We start from the raw sequence: 17828 nt of genomic DNA on the forward strand, positions 1-17828 counted from the left end.
TTGCACCCTTAAATAAGAGACTGCGTTTCAGCAAAGCCAAAACGAATATTTGCGCACTGCATCGCCTGTGCCGCCGCGCCTTTCAATAAGTTGTCTTCAGTTGCCACCACGATCAGGTGCTCACCCTGTACGGCAAACCCGATATCACAGAACGGTAAGCCAACCACGTTCTTCAGCGCCGGAACGCCTTTGTCATACAGACGCACCAGTGGCTTATCGCCATACGCCTGTTGCAACGTTTGAGCCACTTGCGCATGGGTTACGCCCGCTTGCAAACGGCAGGTGATGGTTTCCAGAATTCCGCGCGGGAAGTTGCCCAGATGCGGGGTGAAGATCACCTCCGCACCAAGGTGAGTAGCGATTTCCGGCTGATGGCGATGGGTAAACACGCCATACGGCTGCAGGCTCACCTCACAAAAGCTGTTGGAAATAGCCGCCTTACGTCCCGCGCCGCTCACGCCGCTGGTGGCGTTAATTACCGGCCACTGGCTGAGATCCAGCAGCCCGGCATCAATCAGTGGTTTCAGCGACAGCTGTGCCGCCGTCGGGTAGCAACCCGGCACGGCAATCAGATTCGCGTCTTTCAGTTGGTCTGCGCTCCACTCCGCCAGTCCATAAACCGCCTGCTCCAGCAGGTCGGGATGCTGATGGGTAAAGCCGTAATATTTTTCATAGAACGCGCCGTCGTTTACGCGAAACGCGCCCGAGAGGTCAAACACCACGCATCCGGCCTGCAAAAACTGCGGGGCCAGGTCATGGCTCACCTCATGTGCCGTTGCGAGGAACACAACGTCCACCCCTGCGCTAAACTCGCTGATATCTGACATTGGCTGTAACGGTAAATCGACAATGCCTTTCAACTGCGGATGCAAATCGGAGATTAATTTTCCTGCATCATTGCTTTGCGCTGAGACGGTCAAAGCGGTTATGGTCATATCAGGATGGCGATTTACATAGGTCACAAGCTCTGCGCCGGCATAGCCACTGGCGCCCACAATCAGCGTATTCAACATCGGGGCTGCTCACCTTCTTAGATTCTGTTGCCAGATATAAGCCTTTATCACCTCACCTTACACTTGGTGGGTTTTATTACGCTCAACGTTAATGTATTTTTATTCACAAATACTGCATGAATATTGATACTATCATGACCCGAGGTGTGTCAACAATGAAAAACAATTTACCGCCATTTATCGAGATATACCGCGCTCTGATTGCCATGCCGTCGATTAGCGCCACCGAAGAAGCGCTCGACCAAAGTAATGCAGGTTTAATCACTCTGCTGGCGGGCTGGTTCAAAGATTTAGGCTTTAATGTGGAGGTCCAGCCGGTTCCCGACACGCGCAATAAATTCAATATGCTGGCAAGCATTGGACAGGGAGCCGGTGGTTTGTTGTTGGCGGGCCATACCGATACCGTCCCCTTTGACGACGGACGCTGGACGCGCGATCCGTTCACCCTGACCGAGCATGACAATAAGCTCTACGGTTTGGGTACGGCAGATATGAAAGGCTTCTTCGCCTTTATCCTCGACGCGCTGCGTGACGTCGACGTCACTCAACTGAAAAAGCCCCTGTACATTCTGGCCACTGCCGATGAAGAGACCAGCATGGCGGGAGCGCGTTATTTCTCTGAAACCACCGCTTTACGCCCGGACTGCGCGATCATTGGCGAACCCACTTCTTTGCAACCTGTCCGCGCGCACAAAGGTCATATCTCTAATGCGATTCGCATTTTGGGACAATCGGGTCACTCGAGCGATCCGGCTCGTGGCGTGAATGCCATTGAACTGATGCATGATGCCATCGGCCATATCATGAATCTGCGCGATGACCTGAAAGAGCGCTATCACCATGATGCTTTTACCGTCCCGTATCCGACGTTAAATTTGGGTCACATCCACGGCGGCGACGCTGCTAACCGAATCTGCGCCTGCTGCGAGCTGCATATGGATATTCGCCCACTGCCCGGCATGACGCTTAACGATCTCAATGGCTTACTTAACGACGCGCTGGCCCCGGTCAGCGAGCGCTGGCCGGGCCGCCTGACGGTGTCGGAGCTGCATCCGCCAATTCCAGGCTATGAGTGCCCACCGGATCATCAACTGGTACAAGTGGTTGAGAAACTGCTGGGCGCACAGACAGAAGTGGTGAACTACTGCACCGAAGCGCCGTTTATCCAGACGCTTTGCCCGACGCTGGTGTTAGGGCCTGGCTCCATTAATCAGGCGCATCAGCCGGATGAGTATCTGGAAACTCGTTTTATTAAGCCAACCCGCGAATTGATCACCCAAGTTGTGCATCATTTCTGCTGGCATTAACCGCTTATCGCCTCGCCAACCCTTTAGTGGTAAGCGAGGCGATTTATTAACATTTCCATAAGCAAAGCTTATTTGATTCGATGTGAATTAAATAACGTAAATTCCCGCCATTTTTTCGTTTGCTGAACCGATTTCGCAGCAATTGACGTCACGACTTTTACGTGGCTTTATAAAAGACGGCTAACATACAAAGTCCGAGAGATTTCGTGTCACAGCAAGGCGGCAAGCGAGCTCATACAAGGAGCTTACATAAGTAAGTGACCAGATGGGCAAGCGCAGCCAACGCCGATGTCACGCGAAAGATACAGGACGCATAAATTAAAGATGGGGTGTCTGGGTTAATATGAACGAACAATATTCCGCGTTGCGTAGTAATGTCAGTATGCTCGGCAAAGTGCTGGGGGAGACCATCAAGGATGCGCTGGGAGAGAACATTCTTGACCGCGTAGAAACAATCCGTAAGTTGTCCAAATCATCCCGCGCCGGCAATGAAGTCAATCGCCAGGAGCTGCTCACTACGCTGCAAAACCTGTCTAACGACGAGCTGCTGCCGGTTGCCCGCGCGTTTAGCCAGTTTCTGAACCTGGCCAACACCGCCGAGCAGTACCACAGCATTTCGCCAAAAGGCGAAGCAGCCAGCAACCCGGAAGTGATTGCTCGCACTCTGCGTAAACTGAAAGAGCAGCCCAACCTCGATGAAGCCACCATCAAAAAAGCCGTCGAATCTCTCTCCCTGGAGCTGGTTCTCACCGCCCACCCGACCGAGATCACCCGCCGTACGCTGATCCATAAAATGGGTGAAGTGAACGCCTGTCTCAAGCAACTTGATAACAAAGACCTCGTCGATTACGAGCGCCATCAGTTGATGCGCCGTCTGCGCCAGTTGATTGCCCAGTCCTGGCATACGGATGAAATCCGCAAGCTGCGCCCAAGCCCGGTTGATGAAGCCAAATGGGGCTTCGCGGTGGTTGAAAATAGCCTGTGGGAAGGCGTACCAAATTATCTGCGCGAGCTGAACGAACAACTGGAAGAGCATCTGGGCTATAAGCTGCCCGTTGATTTTGTCCCGGTTCGCTTTACCTCCTGGATGGGCGGCGACCGCGATGGCAACCCGAACGTAACGGCGGATATCACCCGTCACGTGCTGCTACTCAGCCGCTGGAAAGCGACCGATCTGTTCCTGAAAGACATTCAGTTTCTGATTTCTGAGCTGTCGATGGTGGATGCCACACCGGAACTGTTGGCGCTGGTGGGCGAAGAAGGCGCAGCAGAACCTTACCGTTATCTGATGAAAACCCTGCGTTCACGTCTGATGGCAACCCAGGCCTGGCTGGAAGCCCGTCTGAAAGGCGAGAAATTACCGAAACCTGCGGGACTTCTCACCCAAAACGAACAACTCTGGGACCCGCTATATGCGTGCTATCAGTCTCTGCAGGCCTGTGGCATGGGCATTATCGCCAATGGCGAACTGCTCGACACCCTACGCCGCGTGAAATGTTTCGGCGTACCGCTGGTACGTATTGATATTCGTCAGGAAAGCACCCGTCACACTGAAGCCCTTGGCGAACTGACCCGTTATCTGGGCATTGGCGACTACGAAAACTGGTCGGAAGCGGATAAACAGGCTTTCCTGATCCGCGAGCTGAACTCCAAGCGTCCGCTGCTCCCACGTAACTGGGAGCCGAGCAACGACACCCGCGAAGTGCTCGACACCTGCCGGGTCATTGCCGAAGCCCCGTATGGCTCCATTGCCGCCTATGTTATCTCAATGGCGAAAACACCATCGGATGTACTGGCCGTACATCTGCTACTGAAAGAAGCCGGTATCGGTTTTGCTATGCCGGTTGCCCCGCTGTTTGAAACGCTGGACGACCTCAACAACGCCGATGACGTCATGTCCCAACTCCTGAACATTGACTGGTACCGTGGCTTTATTCAGGGCAAACAGATGGTCATGATTGGCTACTCTGACTCCGCAAAAGATGCAGGCGTGATGGCGGCCTCCTGGGCGCAATATCAGGCGCAGGACGCGTTGATCAAAACCTGCGAAAAAGCCGGTATCGAACTGACGCTGTTCCATGGTCGCGGTGGCTCCATTGGTCGCGGTGGCGCGCCTGCTCATGCGGCGTTGCTCTCTCAACCACCAGGCAGCCTGAAAGGCGGTCTGCGCGTGACAGAACAAGGGGAGATGATCCGCTTTAAGTACGGCCTGCCGGAAGTGACCATCAGCAGCCTGTCGCTGTATACCGCAGCAATTCTGGAAGCCAACCTGTTACCGCCGCCAGAGCCGAAAGATAACTGGCGTCATATCATGGATGAGCTTTCTGATATTTCTTGTGAGCTCTATCGTGGATATGTGCGTGAAAACAAAGACTTCGTCCCTTACTTCCGCTCCGCAACGCCAGAGCAGGAACTGGGTAAATTACCGCTCGGTTCACGTCCGGCAAAACGTCGCCCAACCGGCGGGGTAGAGTCTCTGCGCGCCATTCCGTGGATTTTTGCCTGGACGCAGAACCGCCTGATGCTCCCGGCATGGCTGGGTGCAGGCACCGCACTGCAAAAAGTGGTTGAAGACGGTAAGCAAAGCGAACTCGAAGCAATGTGCCGCGACTGGCCATTCTTCTCCACACGTCTTGGCATGCTGGAAATGGTTTTCGCCAAAGCAGACCTGTGGCTGGCAGAATACTACGATCAGCGCCTGGTCAAAAAAGAGCTGTGGCCGCTGGGTGAAGAGCTGCGTCAGCGCCTGGAAGCCGATATCGATGTCGTGCTGGCGATTGCCAACGACTCACATTTGATGGCCGACCTGCCGTGGATTGCCGAGTCCATTCAGTTAAGAAATATTTATACTGACCCGCTGAATGTCTTACAGGCTGAGCTGTTACACCGCTCACGCCTGGCGGAAGAGCAAGGCAATGCACCGGATCCGCGCGTTGAACAAGCGCTGATGGTGACAATCGCTGGTGTCGCAGCCGGCATGCGTAATACAGGCTAACGTCCCCCCTCGTCGCCTTCGTGCTATTGTATGAAGGCGACAACAAAAACTGCTGTCATAACCGCTTCTTTTTCAATATATTCCCGCCTGAATATATTCACATTGTGAATATATCAACAGCAAAACACGATCCTAAGATCGTGATGCTTAAGTTCCTCTTAATATTAAGTCGCTACTCTTGGCGCTACGATTAAAGACAGGCTCACATTATGCAATCCTTACAACTCCAGTCTAAACCTAAATTTAGCTGGAAAGCCCTGGGTTGGGCGCTCCTCTATTTTTGGTTTTTTTCCACTTTACTCCAGGTCGTTATTTGTTTAACCGGATATAGCGGAACTAATGGATTACGCGACTCCTTGCTATTCAGTTCGCTGTGGTTAATCCCGGTATTTTTATTTCCAAACCGTATCCGTATTATTGCTGCCGTCATTGGCATGGTGCTATGGGCGGCCTCGCTGGCTGCTCTGAGCTATTACGTCATCTACGGACAAGAGTTCTCGCAAAGCGTTCTGTATGTGATGTTTGAAACCAATGCGAACGAAGCCAGCGAATATCTCAGCCAGTATTTCAGCCTAAAAATTGTTCTTATCGCCCTGGCCTATACGGCTATCGCTATTCTGCTGTGGACGCGTCTGCGCCCTGTTCATATTCCATCGCCCTGGCGCTATCTGGTGTCGTTTGCGTTGTTATACGGTTTGATTCTGCATCCGATAGCCGTTAACACTTTCATCAAACACAAGCCGTTTGAAAAAACGTTGAATGGTCTCGCCTCACGTATGGAGCCCGCCGCACCGTGGCAATTCATCTCCGGGTATTATCAGTACCGTCAGCAGTTGACCTCACTCAATAGCCTGCTGAATGAGAACAATGCCCTGCCGCCGCTGGCTAACTTCAAAGATAACTCCGGCGATGCCCCACGTACGCTGGTGCTGGTCATTGGCGAGTCAACGCAGCGTGGTCGCATGAGCCTGTATGGTTACCCGCGCGAAACGACGCCAGAACTGGATGCATTGCATAAATCCGATCCTAACTTCACCGTATTCAATAATGTCGTGACCTCACGTCCGTACACCATTGAAATCCTGCAGCAGGCGCTGACCTTCGCCAACGAGAAGAATCCGGACCTGTACCTGACTCAACCGTCTCTGATGAATATGATGAAACAGGCAGGTTATAAAACCTTCTGGATCACCAATCAGCAGACGATGACGGCTCGCAACACCATGCTGACCGTGTTCTCTAAGCAGACGGATAAGCAGTTTTATATGAATCAGCAGCGTACGCAAAGTGCGCGCGAATATGACAGCAACGTGCTGGCGCCATTTAAAGAAGTATTGGCCGACCCGGCACCGAAAAAGTTCATCATCGTGCACCTGCTGGGTACGCATATTAAGTACAAATTCCGCTATCCGGATGGTCAGGGTAAATTCGATAACAATGTCGACAACGTTCCCCCCGGCCTGGATGATGATGAGCTGGAAGCATACAACGATTACGACAGCGCGAATGCCTACAATGACCATATCATTGCGAGTCTGATCAAAGACTATAAAGCGACCGATCCGAACGGCTTCCTGCTCTACTTCTCCGATCACGGGGAGGAGGTATACGATACGCCACCGCATAAAACGCAGGGTCGTAATGAAGACAACCCGACGCGCCATATGTATACGGTACCGTTCCTGCTGTGGACCTCTGAAAAATGGCAGGCTGCACACCCGCGTGACTTCTCACAGGATGTGAATCGTAAATACAGCAGTTCAGAGCTTATCCACACCTGGTCTGATTTAGCGGGATTCACCTACGACGGTTTCGATCCGACCCGATCCATTACCAGCCCGCAGTTCAAAGAGACGACCCGCTGGATTGGCAATCCGTACAAAAAGAATGCCCTGATTGATTACGATAGCCTGCCGTACGGCGATCAAATCGGTAATCAGTAATACTCGTATCGGCCACTCTTAAAGAGTGGCCTTTTTTTATGATGGCGGTTACTGTTTCCCCTGTCTGCTGCCTGCAAGGGATTAACATGTATCACGACGTCAGCCATCTTCTCTCCCGCCTGATTAACGGCCCCACGCCGCTGCGCCAGGTTTATTTTGCCAGCGCCAGTAGCTCAACGCCGGAGCTGGCGTATCAGGTCGATTTTCCCCGGCTGGAAATTGTGCTGGAAGGTGAGTTCATCGATAACGGAGTTACTGGCGCATCCGCGACGTTACTGCCTTGCGATGTGCTATTCGTTCCGGCTGGCAGCTGGAACTTTCCGCAGTGGCTCACACCGGTCACCACGCTCAGCATTCTGTTCGGCAAACAGCAACTGGGTTTCAGCATCGTCCAGTGGGACGGCAAGCAATATCATAATCTTACCCGCCAGCACGTCGCGCGGCGTGGGCCACGAATTGGCTCTTTCCTGCTGCAAACGCTCAATGAAATGCAGATGCAACCGCAGGAGCAACAAACCGCCAGGCTAATCGTTGCGAGCTTACTGAGCCACTGTCGCGATCTGCTGGGCAGCCAGATCCAGACCGCATCACGTAGTCAGGCGCTTTTCGAAGCCATTCGCGACTATATTGATGAACGCTACGCTTCGCCGCTCACCCGAGAATCCGTCGCGCAGGCGTTTTACATCTCACCCAATTACCTCTCCCACCTGTTTCAAAAAACGGGCGCTATCGGGTTTAACGAATACCTGAATCACACGCGACTGGAACACGCGAAAACGCTGCTGAAGGGTTATGAGCTGAAGATCAAAGAAGTGGCGCATACCTGTGGGTTTGTTGACAGCAACTATTTCTGCCGCCTGTTTCGCAAAAATACCGAACGTTCGCCGTCAGAATATCGTCGGCAATACCACAGCCAGCTGACGGAGATAAAAGCTAATCCAAAGTAAGATGTGTGTGCTGTGGTGCAGAAAGCAGCTTTCGCACGGCGCTCATCACCCGCTGCGGCTCACGCAGAAATGCGCTAATGCCCGACTGGACGTATCGGCTCTGCGTAAATCGCTCTGCTCCTGCCAGTTCAATATCGGTAATGAGCAACACCGCATCAGCACGGTTAATATCCTCTTCCGTCAGGCGATTTTCGGTACCCAACGCGCCCTGAGTTTCAATCTTGATGCTCCATTTCTCCTGCTGGCAGAGTTTCTCCAGCCGTTCAGCAGCCATATAAGTATGGGCCACGCCGCTTACGCACGCGGTGACAGCAACCAGATATCGTACAGGTGCGATGGCCATACTATCCTCCTACTGTTACCTGAAATCCGGCGCATTCTGCCATCTTACGTATAAAACCTATCTCTTGCGCCGACGGGACGGGCACTTCTTTCATCGACCAGGGTAATCCGAGCAGGTTGTATTTCGGTTCGCCATATTGATGAAACGGTAGCAGGTGCACCTGCTTTATGCCCAATGATGACAACAGCGTCAACGCCTGCTGCGTGTTCTCTACATTCATCGTAAAGCCCGGAATCAGCGGCAGGCGAGGTATGACATTAATTCCTTCAGCGACCATTAGTCGTAAATTCGCCAGCACGCGCGGCAGGTTCATATTAATGGTCTCACGCGCCAAATGGACATCCATAATTTTGAGGTCAAACAGCACCTCATCGCACTCTCTTGCCAGCGATAACAAACGACTGGCTGGCGCATCGCCAGCCGTTTCAATCGCGCAGCGAACATCCCAGCGCCGCAGACGTTGCAGGAATCGTACGGCAAAGGGCGCTTGCATCAGCACTTCACCACCGGAAAGCGTCACCCCCCCGCCAGAGGTGCGAAAGAAAATATCATCTTTCATCACTTCACGTTCCAGCTCGTCCAGCGAGATATCACGACCGATACGTTCAAACGCCCCGGAGGGACACTCATCAGCATCACGTAGACAGGGTGTACAGTGCAGGCATTTACTCTCCCGCCGTACTGTTTCAATACGTGGGGAGAGAGATTCAGGGTTGGCGCACCACGGGCAGGTATGCGGACAACCTTTAAAAAAGACTACCGTACGAATACCCCGTCCATCATTCAGTGAGTAACGCTGAATATTAAATATACGCGCGACGTCCTCGCCACGTGGGTCAATAACCTCACAGCTGATGCGCGGTGCGGCGAATGATGTCATCCTGGATCTCCTTCGACAGCTCGACAAAGAAGGCGCTGTAACCCGCCACGCGCACCACCAGCCCGGCGAAATCTTGTGGGCGCTGCTGCGCTTCTCGCAATGTGTCGGCATTCACCACGTTAAACTGGATGTGCTGGAGCTTGAGCTGGGTAAATGCCCGCAGAAAATCCGCCAGCTTGCGTAAACCAGCCTCACCTTCCAGTGTGGCTGGCGTAAACTTCACGTTCAGCAAAGTCCCATTGGAAAGCAATGTGTTATCCAGCTTGCTGACCGATTTCAATACCGCCGTCGGCCCTTGCATATCCTGCCCCAGCATCGGCGACAGCCCCCCGTCCGCCAACTGTTCCCCGGCGAAGCGACCATCCGGTGTCGCTCCAACGACCGAACCCAGCGGCACGTGCGCAGAGACAGTATATGAACCCGGCGTAAATTGCCCGCCGCGTGGATTCTGGTATTTCTCTACCTCTTTGCAGTAATGACGCAGCAGTTCGGCGCTGATGTTATCTACATCATCAATATCGTTGCCGTATTTTTCGAAGCGGTTAATCAGCCTGGCGCGAATTTTCTCGCCTTCCGGGGTAGCAAAGTTGTCTTTTAGCACCGACAAAAGTTCGTCAAAAGTTAAGCGCTGTTGTTCAAATACCAGTCCATTGAGCGCATGCAGCGAATCGCTCAGGTTCGCAATGCCGATCCCCTGTACGCCTGAGAAGTTATAACGCGCGCCGCCGTCGGTAATATCACACCCTTTATCCAGGCAATCGCTAATAAACGAGGAGAGCAGCGGCACCGGCGCCCAGTCGCGATGACCGATATCGCAGATATTACTGCCTTCGACCATCAACGTAATGTAGTGGCTGATTTTGGCACGAATATGCTTCAACAGGTCTTCGTACGTCAGCGCGCGATTGCCTTCGTTCTCATGCAGGCAGATTTCCATTACTTTCAGCAGATTAAACATGGCGATGTCGTGCAAACCGTATGTTCTGCCAGGAATAGACAGCTCGACACAGCCGACTACCGCGTAATCTCGCGCATCTTCCAGCGAGACGCCACGGTTAAGAAATGCGGGCACCACCACTTCATCATTAAAGATTTGCGGGATGCCGGTCCCGAGGCGAATGGTCTGTGCCGTTTTCATCAGGAACGGCGTATCGATCAACGCGTTCGTGCGCACACCGAGATTTGGTTGCGGCAGTTGTACGCTCTGATAAGCATCAAGACAGAGAAACGACAGTACGTTTACCGCACTACGACCATTCTCCGTTAATCCCCCAAGCAGTGCGGTGTAACCCGTTGGGAAGCCAGCGAAATAGCGCGCGCTGCTTGTGGATCGCAGCAGTACAATGTCATTGCATTTCACCCATAGCGATTCGAGGATTTCTTTTAAGAGTGCAGGATCTTCCCCCTGCGTCAGCGAGGTCTGATAAAACGGCAGCATATACTGGTCGAAGCGTCCGAGTGAGAGCGAACTGGCGTTGGACTCATATTGCAAAATAATGTTCATGTACCAGAACAGCTGACATGCTTGCCAGAAGGTTTGCGGCTTATGCTGGGCGTTATGCCGGGAGTTTTCCGCAATCGTCAGCAATTCCTGACGTCGCTGCGCATCCGGGCAGTTTTCCGCCATTTGTTCTGCCAGCAGGGCGTAACGCAGAATGTGGCTTTGCGAAGCCTCAAGCAGCAACAGAGCAGCCTGATAAAAGTGGTTATCCGGCTGCTGCAGACAATGCGCCCGCATCTGCGCTACCAGTTCGCCAAGCCCGAGATTCAACAGGCGTGGATAATCAATAATGATATGCCCCTGACCTTTATCCGTCTGGTTAACGCTAAAAATCTGCGTACGGACAGCGGCTTTTACCTCATCGGTCATCTGACCGTTGATGAAATCTTTCATCGACCGCTTTTCCCAGTACGGATACAGCACATCGCGATAGAGATGTTTATCCTCTTCGCTGATGTCAAAACGGTCCTGCGGACGGGTTGGAAACTGCTCCAGCTCGTTGAGCAGCCAGTAAGGATCCATTTCCGGTGACATTATGCCCGCCCGCGGTTTAACGGTACGGTTCCCGGCTATCAGTTCCTCATCACGAATCGATATTTCAACGTGCTCAAGAATATATGCGGTGGCTTTCGCCCGCCGCAGAATAACCGGCTCTCCCTCCGTCTGCTGGTGGCTGGCGGTATATAGCAGCGCACGCTCAAGCGAAATTTCGCGGTTATTCTGAAACAGAGCGTTTTTTAAACGTTGGATACGGTTAGTCATGAGGAACTCCTGTAGAAAAACTGATGCCAGATGGCGCTGTGGTTATCTGGCCTACGTATCAGTAGGCCGGATAAGTCGCCCCCCCCCTCCGGCAAACAAACCGTTATGCGGTTTGCGCAAGGTGTGCGCCAATCTTGTTCATGATGGCGTCGGCACGTTTCACTGCATCGCTGATGTTGACACGAACGATAGTTTTGCCCGCAAAACGCTCTTCAAACTTAATACCAATGTCTTTGGTCAGAATCACCATGTCGGCTTCTGCCACATCCGCCGCGGTCAGTTCGTTTTCCAGACCGATCGACCCCTGAGTCTCAACCTTTACTTCCCACCCCTTGGCTTTAGCGGCGCTTTCCAGCGCTTCGGCGGCCATATAGGTGTGGGCAACGCCAGAAGGACATGCAGTTACTGCGATAATCTTGGTCATGACTCATTCCTCACTTAATTCATTTCAAAATCTAAATCCAGGTCGTCTTCTTTCTGGTCGACCTGAGACACTTTTTTCCGCGCCAGACTTTTCAGTACGTTAACGCACACTGCGGTCACTACAGCCCCTACGGCAACCGCCGCGATATAACCCAATTTTCCTTCCACGACCGGCAGAACAATCAGCCCGCCCCAGCCGGCATAACACTGCGCACCAAACAGCGCGGCGGTTACCGTGCCGCAGGCCGAACCCACCATAATGGATGGGATAACGCGCAGCGGATCGGCGGCAGCAAAAGGAATTGCGCCTTCCGTTACGCCAACGCAGCCCATCACCAGCGCGGCTTTACCGGCTTCACGTTCTTCAGAAGAGAAATTCTTACGACCAATCAGCGTCGCCAAACCTAAGCCCAGCGGCGGCACGCAGATCCCTACCGCGGCGATTGCCACCACGGTATAAACACCCTGCGCCACGCAAATCAGCATGAAGGCGTAGGCAACTTTGTTAATCGGCCCACCCATATCGAAGGCCAACATCAGTCCCATAATTACCGCCAGCAGCACGATGCTGCCCTGCTGCATACCCTGCAGCCACTCGGTCAGGCTAGTGGTTAACGCGCCAACGGGTTCTCCCAGGCCCCACATCATGATGCCTGCGGTGATAAAGGTGCCGACAATAGGAATAACGAAGATAGGCATTACCGATCGCAACACCTTATGTACGGGGATCTTCTTCAGATAATGGACGACGATACCGCCAATAATCCCGGCAATTAGCGCGCCGAAAAAACCTGCGCCGAAGCTGTTTCCCACCCATGCGCCAATCGCACAAGGGGCGAGAGCAGAACGTTCAGCAATGGAATAACCAATGTAAGCGGCAAGGAATGGCACCATCAACGTCAGCCCTGCGACGCCAATATCAAACAGTTTCTTGAGATTAGGATCGGTCGCCGCATCCGGTACCGCGCCCTTGCCATACAACATGACGGAGACCGCCAGCAAAATTCCACCCGCGACTACGAAGGGGATCATATGCGAAACACCTGTCATCAGGTGCTGACGGGTATTTTTCAGGATTTGTACCAACTCTTTCATAAGTCGCTCCCAGGCTGCCTAAAGCCCATATCCATAAACTTGTTGCGGAAAACAATAGGCAATCCGACGCGGCGCAAACAGTGGATAAAAAGGCCATTTGCTGGACTTTTGTAATGTCAGCGCAAAAATGCGATCCGCCTCATAACTTGTAGTTTCTCGGAATTTATAGAGGACATGCTGACTTGTGAGGGATATCTCACTTTGATGGTTACATTACATTTATCCAGTTTTTGGCAGATTTGTCAGATGGCAGGTTCAGGCGTTGCCCTTTTATCCTGTAGCGAGAAATCGTTATGGGAGATGAGGCTATGGCCCTGATTGTGGAATTTACCTGTGAGCTGCCCAATGGCGTACATGCGCGCCCGGCAAGTCACATAGAAACGCAGTGCAACACCTTTACTTCGCACATTGAGTGGCACAACCTGCGTACCGAACGTAGGGGTAACGCCAAGAGCGCATTGGCACTGATTGGCACCGATACTCTGGCGGGTGATAGCTGCCAGTTGCTGATTTCCGGTGCAGATGAACAGGCAGCCCACCAGCATTTAACCCAATGGTTACGTAATGAATTTCCACACTGCGATGCACCGCTAGCGGAAGCCAAAAGCAACGAGCTGGAGCCACTTCCTGCATCCCTCACCAATCTAAACCCACAGCTTTTTCGCGCTCGCACCGTCTGCAGTGGCAGTGCGGGAGGCGTTCTGAGTCTGCTCTCTTCGCTGGATCTCAACGCACTTAACAATCTCCCGTCCGCTAAAGATATTGAAACCGAGCAGGCGACACTGGATAACGGCTTAACGCTGCTGATGAAGAATATTGCGTTTCGGTTACTCGACAGCGACGGCGCAACCAGTGCGATTCTGGAAGCACACCGCTCGCTGGCAAGCGACCTCTCACTGCGTCAGCACCTGCTCGCTGGAGTATCTCGCGGGTTAAGCTGCGCCCAGGCGATTGTCGAAAGTGCCGGACATTTTTGTGATGAATTCGCCCGCTCCAGCAGCAGTTATTTACAGGAACGTGCGCTGGATGTGCGCGATGTCTGCTTCCAGCTTCTGCAGCAAATTTATGGAGAGCAGCGTTTCCCTGCGCCGGGAAAACTAACCCAGCCTACGGTCTGTATGGCGGACGAGCTCACACCGAGCCAGTTCCTCGAACTGGACAAAACATTGCTGAAAGGCTTGCTGTTAAAAAGCGGCGGTACCACTTCACACACGGTGATTCTCGCCCGGTCATTCAACATTCCTACGCTGGTTGGCGTGGATATTGAATCCTTGATGCCATGGCTGCAGCAAACGGTTTATATCGATGGTAACGCAGGAGCGGTCATTGTTGCCCCTGATGAATCCGTCGTACGTTACTACCAGCAGGAAGCCCGTATCCAGGATGCCATTCGAGAACAACAACGTATCTGGCTGACCCAGGAGGCGCGCACGGGTGATGGCATCCGCATGGAAGTCGCCGCCAACATCGCCCATTCCGTGGAAGCGCAAGCAGCCTTTGGCAACGGTGCGGAAGCGGTTGGCCTGTTTCGCACGGAAATGCTGTATATGGACCGTACCTGCGCCCCGGATGAGAACGAGCTATACAACATTTTCTGCCAGGCGCTGGAGCCCGCGCAGGGACGCAGCATCATTGTGCGCACCATGGATATCGGTGGTGATAAACCCGTTGATTACCTGAATATTCCTGCCGAAGCCAACCCGTTCCTTGGTTATCGCGCGGTGCGTATCTATGAAGAATACGCCGCTTTGTTTACCACACAACTGCGATCGATCCTGCGCGCATCAGCGCACGGTAGCCTGAAAATCATGATCCCAATGATCTCCTCTATGGAAGAGATCCTGTGGGTCAAAGAGAAGCTGGCCGAAGCCAAACAGCAACTGCGCACTGAACACATCCCGTTTGATGAGAAGATCCCGCTCGGTATCATGCTGGAGGTTCCGTCGGTGATGTTCATCATCGATCAATGCTGCGAAGAAATTGATTTCTTTAGTATTGGCAGTAATGACCTGACGCAATACCTGCTGGCGGTCGACCGCGACAACGCCAAAGTTACCCGCCATTACAACAGCCTGAATCCAGCCTTCTTGCGTGCACTGGATTACGCCGTACAGGCGGTACATCGTCAGGGGAAATGGATTGGCCTGTGCGGCGAACTTGGCGCTAAAGGTTCAGTGCTACCGCTGCTTGTGGGACTGGGTCTGGACGAGATCAGCATGAGCGCTCCCTCCATTCCCGCCGCCAAAGCGCGGATGGCGCAACTTGACAGCCGCGCCTGCCGTCAGTTGCTGAATCAAGCAATGGCGTGTCGAACGTCGCTGGAGGTCGAACATCTGCTGGCTCAGTTCCGCATGACTCAACAGGATACCCCTCTGGTTACCGCCGAGTGCATCACGCTGGATAGCGACTGGCGTAGTAAAGAGGAGGTCATCAAAGGGATGACCGACAACCTCCTGCTGGCAGGTCGTTGCCGCTATCCGCGTAAACTGGAAGCCGATCTGTGGGCGCGCGAAGCGGTCTTCTCTACCGGATTAGGTTTTAGCTTCGCCATTCCACACAGCAAATCAGAACATATTGAGCAGTCCACTATCAGCGTAGCGCGCCTGCAAGCGCCGGTACGTTGGGGTGATGATGATGCGCAATTCATTATTATGCTGACGCTCAACAAACACGCCGCTGGCGACCAGCATATGCGTATTTTCTCGCGTCTGGCACGGCGCATTATGCATGAAGAATTCCGTAACGCGCTGGTTAACGCCGCCTCTGCCGACGCTATCGCCAGCCTGCTGCAACATGAACTTGAACTTTAAAGAGGGTGTTTTTGTATGGAACTTTACCTTGATACCGCCAACGTCGCGGAAGTCGAACGTCTGGCACGCATCTTCCCAATCGCGGGTGTCACCACCAACCCAAGCATTGTGGCAGCAAACAAAGAATCCATCTGGGATGTGCTGCCGCGCCTGCAAAACGCCATTGGCGAAGAGGGCATTCTATTTGCCCAAACCATGAGCCGCAACGCACAAGGCATGGTGGAGGAAGCCAAACGTCTGAGCAACGCGGTCCCCGGTCTGGTGGTAAAAATCCCGGTGACATCCGAAGGTCTGGCCGCGATCAAGATGCTGAAAAAAGAGGGTATCACCACGCTGGGAACCGCCGTGTACAGTGCCTCTCAGGGGCTGCTGGCAGCGCTGGCGGGGGCGAAATATATCGCGCCTTACGTTAACCGTATTGACGCGCAGGGCGGCGACGGAATTCGCACGGTACAAGAACTGCAAACGTTACTGGAACTGCATGCGCCCAACAGCATGGTACTGGCAGCCAGCTTTAAAACCCCTCGTCAGGCGCTGGATTGCTTACTGGCAGGATGCGAAGCAATCACCCTGCCATTAGACGTAGCGCAACAAATGCTCAATACCCCTGCGGTAGAGTCAGCAATAGAGAAGTTTGAACATGACTGGAACAATACATTTGGTCACATCAACCTGTGAGGGAAATAAAGTATGGATCGCATTATTCAATCACCTGGTAAGTACATCCAGGGTGCCGATGTTATTACCCGTCTTGGCAACTACCTCAAACCACTGGCAGAGCGCTGGCTGGTCGTTGGGGACAAGTTTGTCTTAGGCTTTGCCCAGGGCGCACTGGAAAAAAGCTTCCAGGATGCCGGACTGGCGCTGGAGATTGCACCGTTTGGCGGCGAGTGTTCACAAAACGAAATCGACCGTCTGCGCGGCGTGGCAGAAAAAGCGCAATGTGGCGCAGTACTTGGTATTGGCGGCGGTAAAACGCTGGATACCGCCAAAGCGCTGGCGCACTTTATGGGCGTGCCTGTCGCCATTGCGCCAACCATCGCCTCTACCGATGCACCGTGCAGCGCGCTGTCCGTTATTTACACCGATGCCGGTGAATTCGATCGCTATTTGCTGCTGCCCAATAACCCGGACAGGGTCATTGTTGATACCAAAATTGTCGCGGGCGCACCGGCGCGTCTGTTAGCCGCGGGCATCGGCGATGCGTTGGCGACCTGGTTCGAAGCGCGCGCCTGTTCACGCAGCGGCGCAACCACCATGGCGGGCGGTCAGTGCACTCAGGCGGCGCTGGCGCTGGCTGAGCTGTGCTTTAATACGCTGATAGAAGAAGGTGAAAAAGCTATGCTGGCTGCCGAGCAGCACGTGGTAACGCCTGCGCTGGAGCGCGTTATTGAAGCCAACACCTATCTGAGCGGCGTCGGTTTTGAAAGCGGCGGTCTGGCAGCGGCGCACGCCATCCATAACGGTCTGACAGCAATCCCGGATGCGCATCACTATTACCACGGCGAGAAAGTGGCTTTCGGCACGCTGACGCAACTGGTACTGGAAAACGCGCCGATCGATGAAATTGAAACTGTTGCCGCGCTGTGTCATTCCGTTGGCCTGCCGATTACCCTGGCGCAACTGGACATCAAACAGGATATTCCGGCGAAAATGCGCATTGTGGCTGTAGCTGCCTGTGCCGAAGGCGAAACCATCCACAACATGCCTGGCGGCGCAACGCCGGACCAGGTGTATGCCGCCCTGCTGGTGGCTGACCAGTACGGTCAACGTTACCTGCAAGAGTGGGAATAACCGGCCAATAAAAAT

Annotated in this window: 13 protein-coding genes; 7 read left to right on the top strand and 6 right to left on the bottom strand. The window is 53.4% G+C overall.

Features of this window, described 5'->3' with window-relative positions; all coding sequences use genetic code 11:
* Positions 1-8: 8 nt before the first annotated feature.
* Positions 9-1013 (bottom strand): N-acetyl-gamma-glutamyl-phosphate reductase, encoded by a 1005-nt coding sequence (gene argC, locus O6D90_RS22335; protein WP_016155287.1) that lies wholly within the window; start codon positions 1011-1013, stop codon positions 9-11.
* Positions 1014-1168: 155 nt separating this feature from the next.
* Here argC and argE point away from each other — a divergent pair, with 155 nt between their 5' ends.
* The 4 genes from argE (at position 1169) to O6D90_RS22355 (ending at position 8205) form a co-directional block, all read left to right on the top strand.
* Positions 1169-2320: an acetylornithine deacetylase gene (argE, locus tag O6D90_RS22340; protein ID WP_016155286.1), complete on the top strand. Its 1152-nt coding sequence runs from the start codon at positions 1169-1171 to the stop codon at positions 2318-2320.
* 343 nt (positions 2321-2663) lie between these two features.
* The gene (gene ppc / locus O6D90_RS22345) at positions 2664-5315 is read left to right on the top strand and encodes a phosphoenolpyruvate carboxylase (protein WP_016157932.1); all 2652 of its coding nucleotides are present in this window, start codon (positions 2664-2666) and stop codon (positions 5313-5315) included.
* A 209-nt stretch (positions 5316-5524) separates the two neighbouring features.
* Complete coding sequence (locus O6D90_RS22350) at positions 5525-7258, top strand: phosphoethanolamine transferase CptA (protein WP_016157931.1); 1734 nt, start codon at positions 5525-5527, stop codon at positions 7256-7258.
* A gap of 86 nt (positions 7259-7344) precedes the next feature.
* Positions 7345-8205, top strand: a complete 861-nt coding sequence (locus tag O6D90_RS22355) for a helix-turn-helix transcriptional regulator (protein ID WP_032932217.1) — start codon at positions 7345-7347, stop codon at positions 8203-8205.
* Here O6D90_RS22355 and O6D90_RS22360 read toward each other — a convergent pair.
* The 5 genes from O6D90_RS22360 to O6D90_RS22380 form a co-directional block, all read right to left on the bottom strand.
* On the bottom strand, positions 8192-8548 hold the full coding sequence (locus tag O6D90_RS22360) for a PTS fructose-like transporter subunit IIB (RefSeq protein ID WP_016155282.1): 357 nt from the start codon (positions 8546-8548) through the stop codon (positions 8192-8194). The two genes, O6D90_RS22355 and O6D90_RS22360, sit on opposite strands and share 14 nt — an antisense overlap.
* A 1-nt stretch (position 8549) precedes the next feature.
* Positions 8550-9428, bottom strand: a complete 879-nt coding sequence (locus tag O6D90_RS22365; protein ID WP_016157929.1) for a [formate-C-acetyltransferase]-activating enzyme — start codon at positions 9426-9428, stop codon at positions 8550-8552.
* Positions 9394-11691, bottom strand: a complete 2298-nt coding sequence (locus O6D90_RS22370) for a formate C-acetyltransferase (RefSeq protein ID WP_016157928.1) — start codon at positions 11689-11691, stop codon at positions 9394-9396. Before O6D90_RS22370 ends, O6D90_RS22365 begins: the two co-directional genes overlap by 35 nt.
* A gap of 103 nt (positions 11692-11794) precedes the next feature.
* Positions 11795-12115 (bottom strand): PTS fructose-like transporter subunit IIB, encoded by a 321-nt coding sequence (locus O6D90_RS22375; RefSeq protein WP_016155279.1) that lies wholly within the window; start codon positions 12113-12115, stop codon positions 11795-11797.
* Positions 12116-12129: 14 nt separating this feature from the next.
* On the bottom strand, positions 12130-13209 hold the full coding sequence (locus tag O6D90_RS22380) for a PTS fructose transporter subunit EIIC (RefSeq protein ID WP_003825153.1): 1080 nt from the start codon (positions 13207-13209) through the stop codon (positions 12130-12132).
* Between the two features lie 308 nt (positions 13210-13517).
* Between O6D90_RS22380 and ptsP the strand changes: the two genes are divergently transcribed.
* From ptsP to gldA, 3 genes are read left to right on the top strand one after another with little or no spacing between them, the layout of a single operon-like run.
* Complete coding sequence (gene ptsP / locus O6D90_RS22385; RefSeq protein WP_088583170.1) at positions 13518-16019, top strand: phosphoenolpyruvate--protein phosphotransferase; 2502 nt, start codon at positions 13518-13520, stop codon at positions 16017-16019.
* A 15-nt stretch (positions 16020-16034) separates the two neighbouring features.
* The gene (fsa, locus tag O6D90_RS22390; RefSeq protein ID WP_016157926.1) at positions 16035-16697 is read left to right on the top strand and encodes a fructose-6-phosphate aldolase; all 663 of its coding nucleotides are present in this window, start codon (positions 16035-16037) and stop codon (positions 16695-16697) included.
* A gap of 12 nt (positions 16698-16709) precedes the next feature.
* Positions 16710-17813 carry a bifunctional L-1,2-propanediol dehydrogenase/glycerol dehydrogenase gene (gldA, locus tag O6D90_RS22395; RefSeq protein ID WP_016157925.1) on the top strand — a complete coding sequence of 368 codons (1104 nt, stop codon included), beginning with the start codon at positions 16710-16712 and terminating at the stop codon, positions 17811-17813.
* Positions 17814-17828 lie beyond the last annotated feature (15 nt).

The sequence above is a fragment of the Citrobacter sp. 21OH12SH02A-Citro genome (assembly GCF_027919895.1).
GTDB lineage: Bacteria > Pseudomonadota > Gammaproteobacteria > Enterobacterales > Enterobacteriaceae > Citrobacter > Citrobacter braakii.

Coding starts and splice junctions, on each gene's coding strand:
- O6D90_RS22375 (WP_016155279.1), bottom strand. CDS start 12,115: ATGACCAAGATTATCGCAGTAACTGCATGTCCTTCTGGCGTTGCCCAC.
- O6D90_RS22380 (WP_003825153.1), bottom strand. CDS start 13,209: ATGAAAGAGTTGGTACAAATCCTGAAAAATACCCGTCAGCACCTGATG.
- O6D90_RS22370 (WP_016157928.1), bottom strand. CDS start 11,691: ATGACTAACCGTATCCAACGTTTAAAAAACGCTCTGTTTCAGAATAAC.
- gldA (WP_016157925.1), top strand. CDS start 16,710: ATGGATCGCATTATTCAATCACCTGGTAAGTACATCCAGGGTGCCGAT.
- O6D90_RS22365 (WP_016157929.1), bottom strand. CDS start 9,428: ATGACATCATTCGCCGCACCGCGCATCAGCTGTGAGGTTATTGACCCA.
- fsa (WP_016157926.1), top strand. CDS start 16,035: ATGGAACTTTACCTTGATACCGCCAACGTCGCGGAAGTCGAACGTCTG.
- argE (WP_016155286.1), top strand. CDS start 1,169: ATGAAAAACAATTTACCGCCATTTATCGAGATATACCGCGCTCTGATT.
- ptsP (WP_088583170.1), top strand. CDS start 13,518: ATGGCCCTGATTGTGGAATTTACCTGTGAGCTGCCCAATGGCGTACAT.
- O6D90_RS22355 (WP_032932217.1), top strand. CDS start 7,345: ATGTATCACGACGTCAGCCATCTTCTCTCCCGCCTGATTAACGGCCCC.
- argC (WP_016155287.1), bottom strand. CDS start 1,013: ATGTTGAATACGCTGATTGTGGGCGCCAGTGGCTATGCCGGCGCAGAG.
- ppc (WP_016157932.1), top strand. CDS start 2,664: ATGAACGAACAATATTCCGCGTTGCGTAGTAATGTCAGTATGCTCGGC.
- O6D90_RS22350 (WP_016157931.1), top strand. CDS start 5,525: ATGCAATCCTTACAACTCCAGTCTAAACCTAAATTTAGCTGGAAAGCC.
- O6D90_RS22360 (WP_016155282.1), bottom strand. CDS start 8,548: ATGGCCATCGCACCTGTACGATATCTGGTTGCTGTCACCGCGTGCGTA.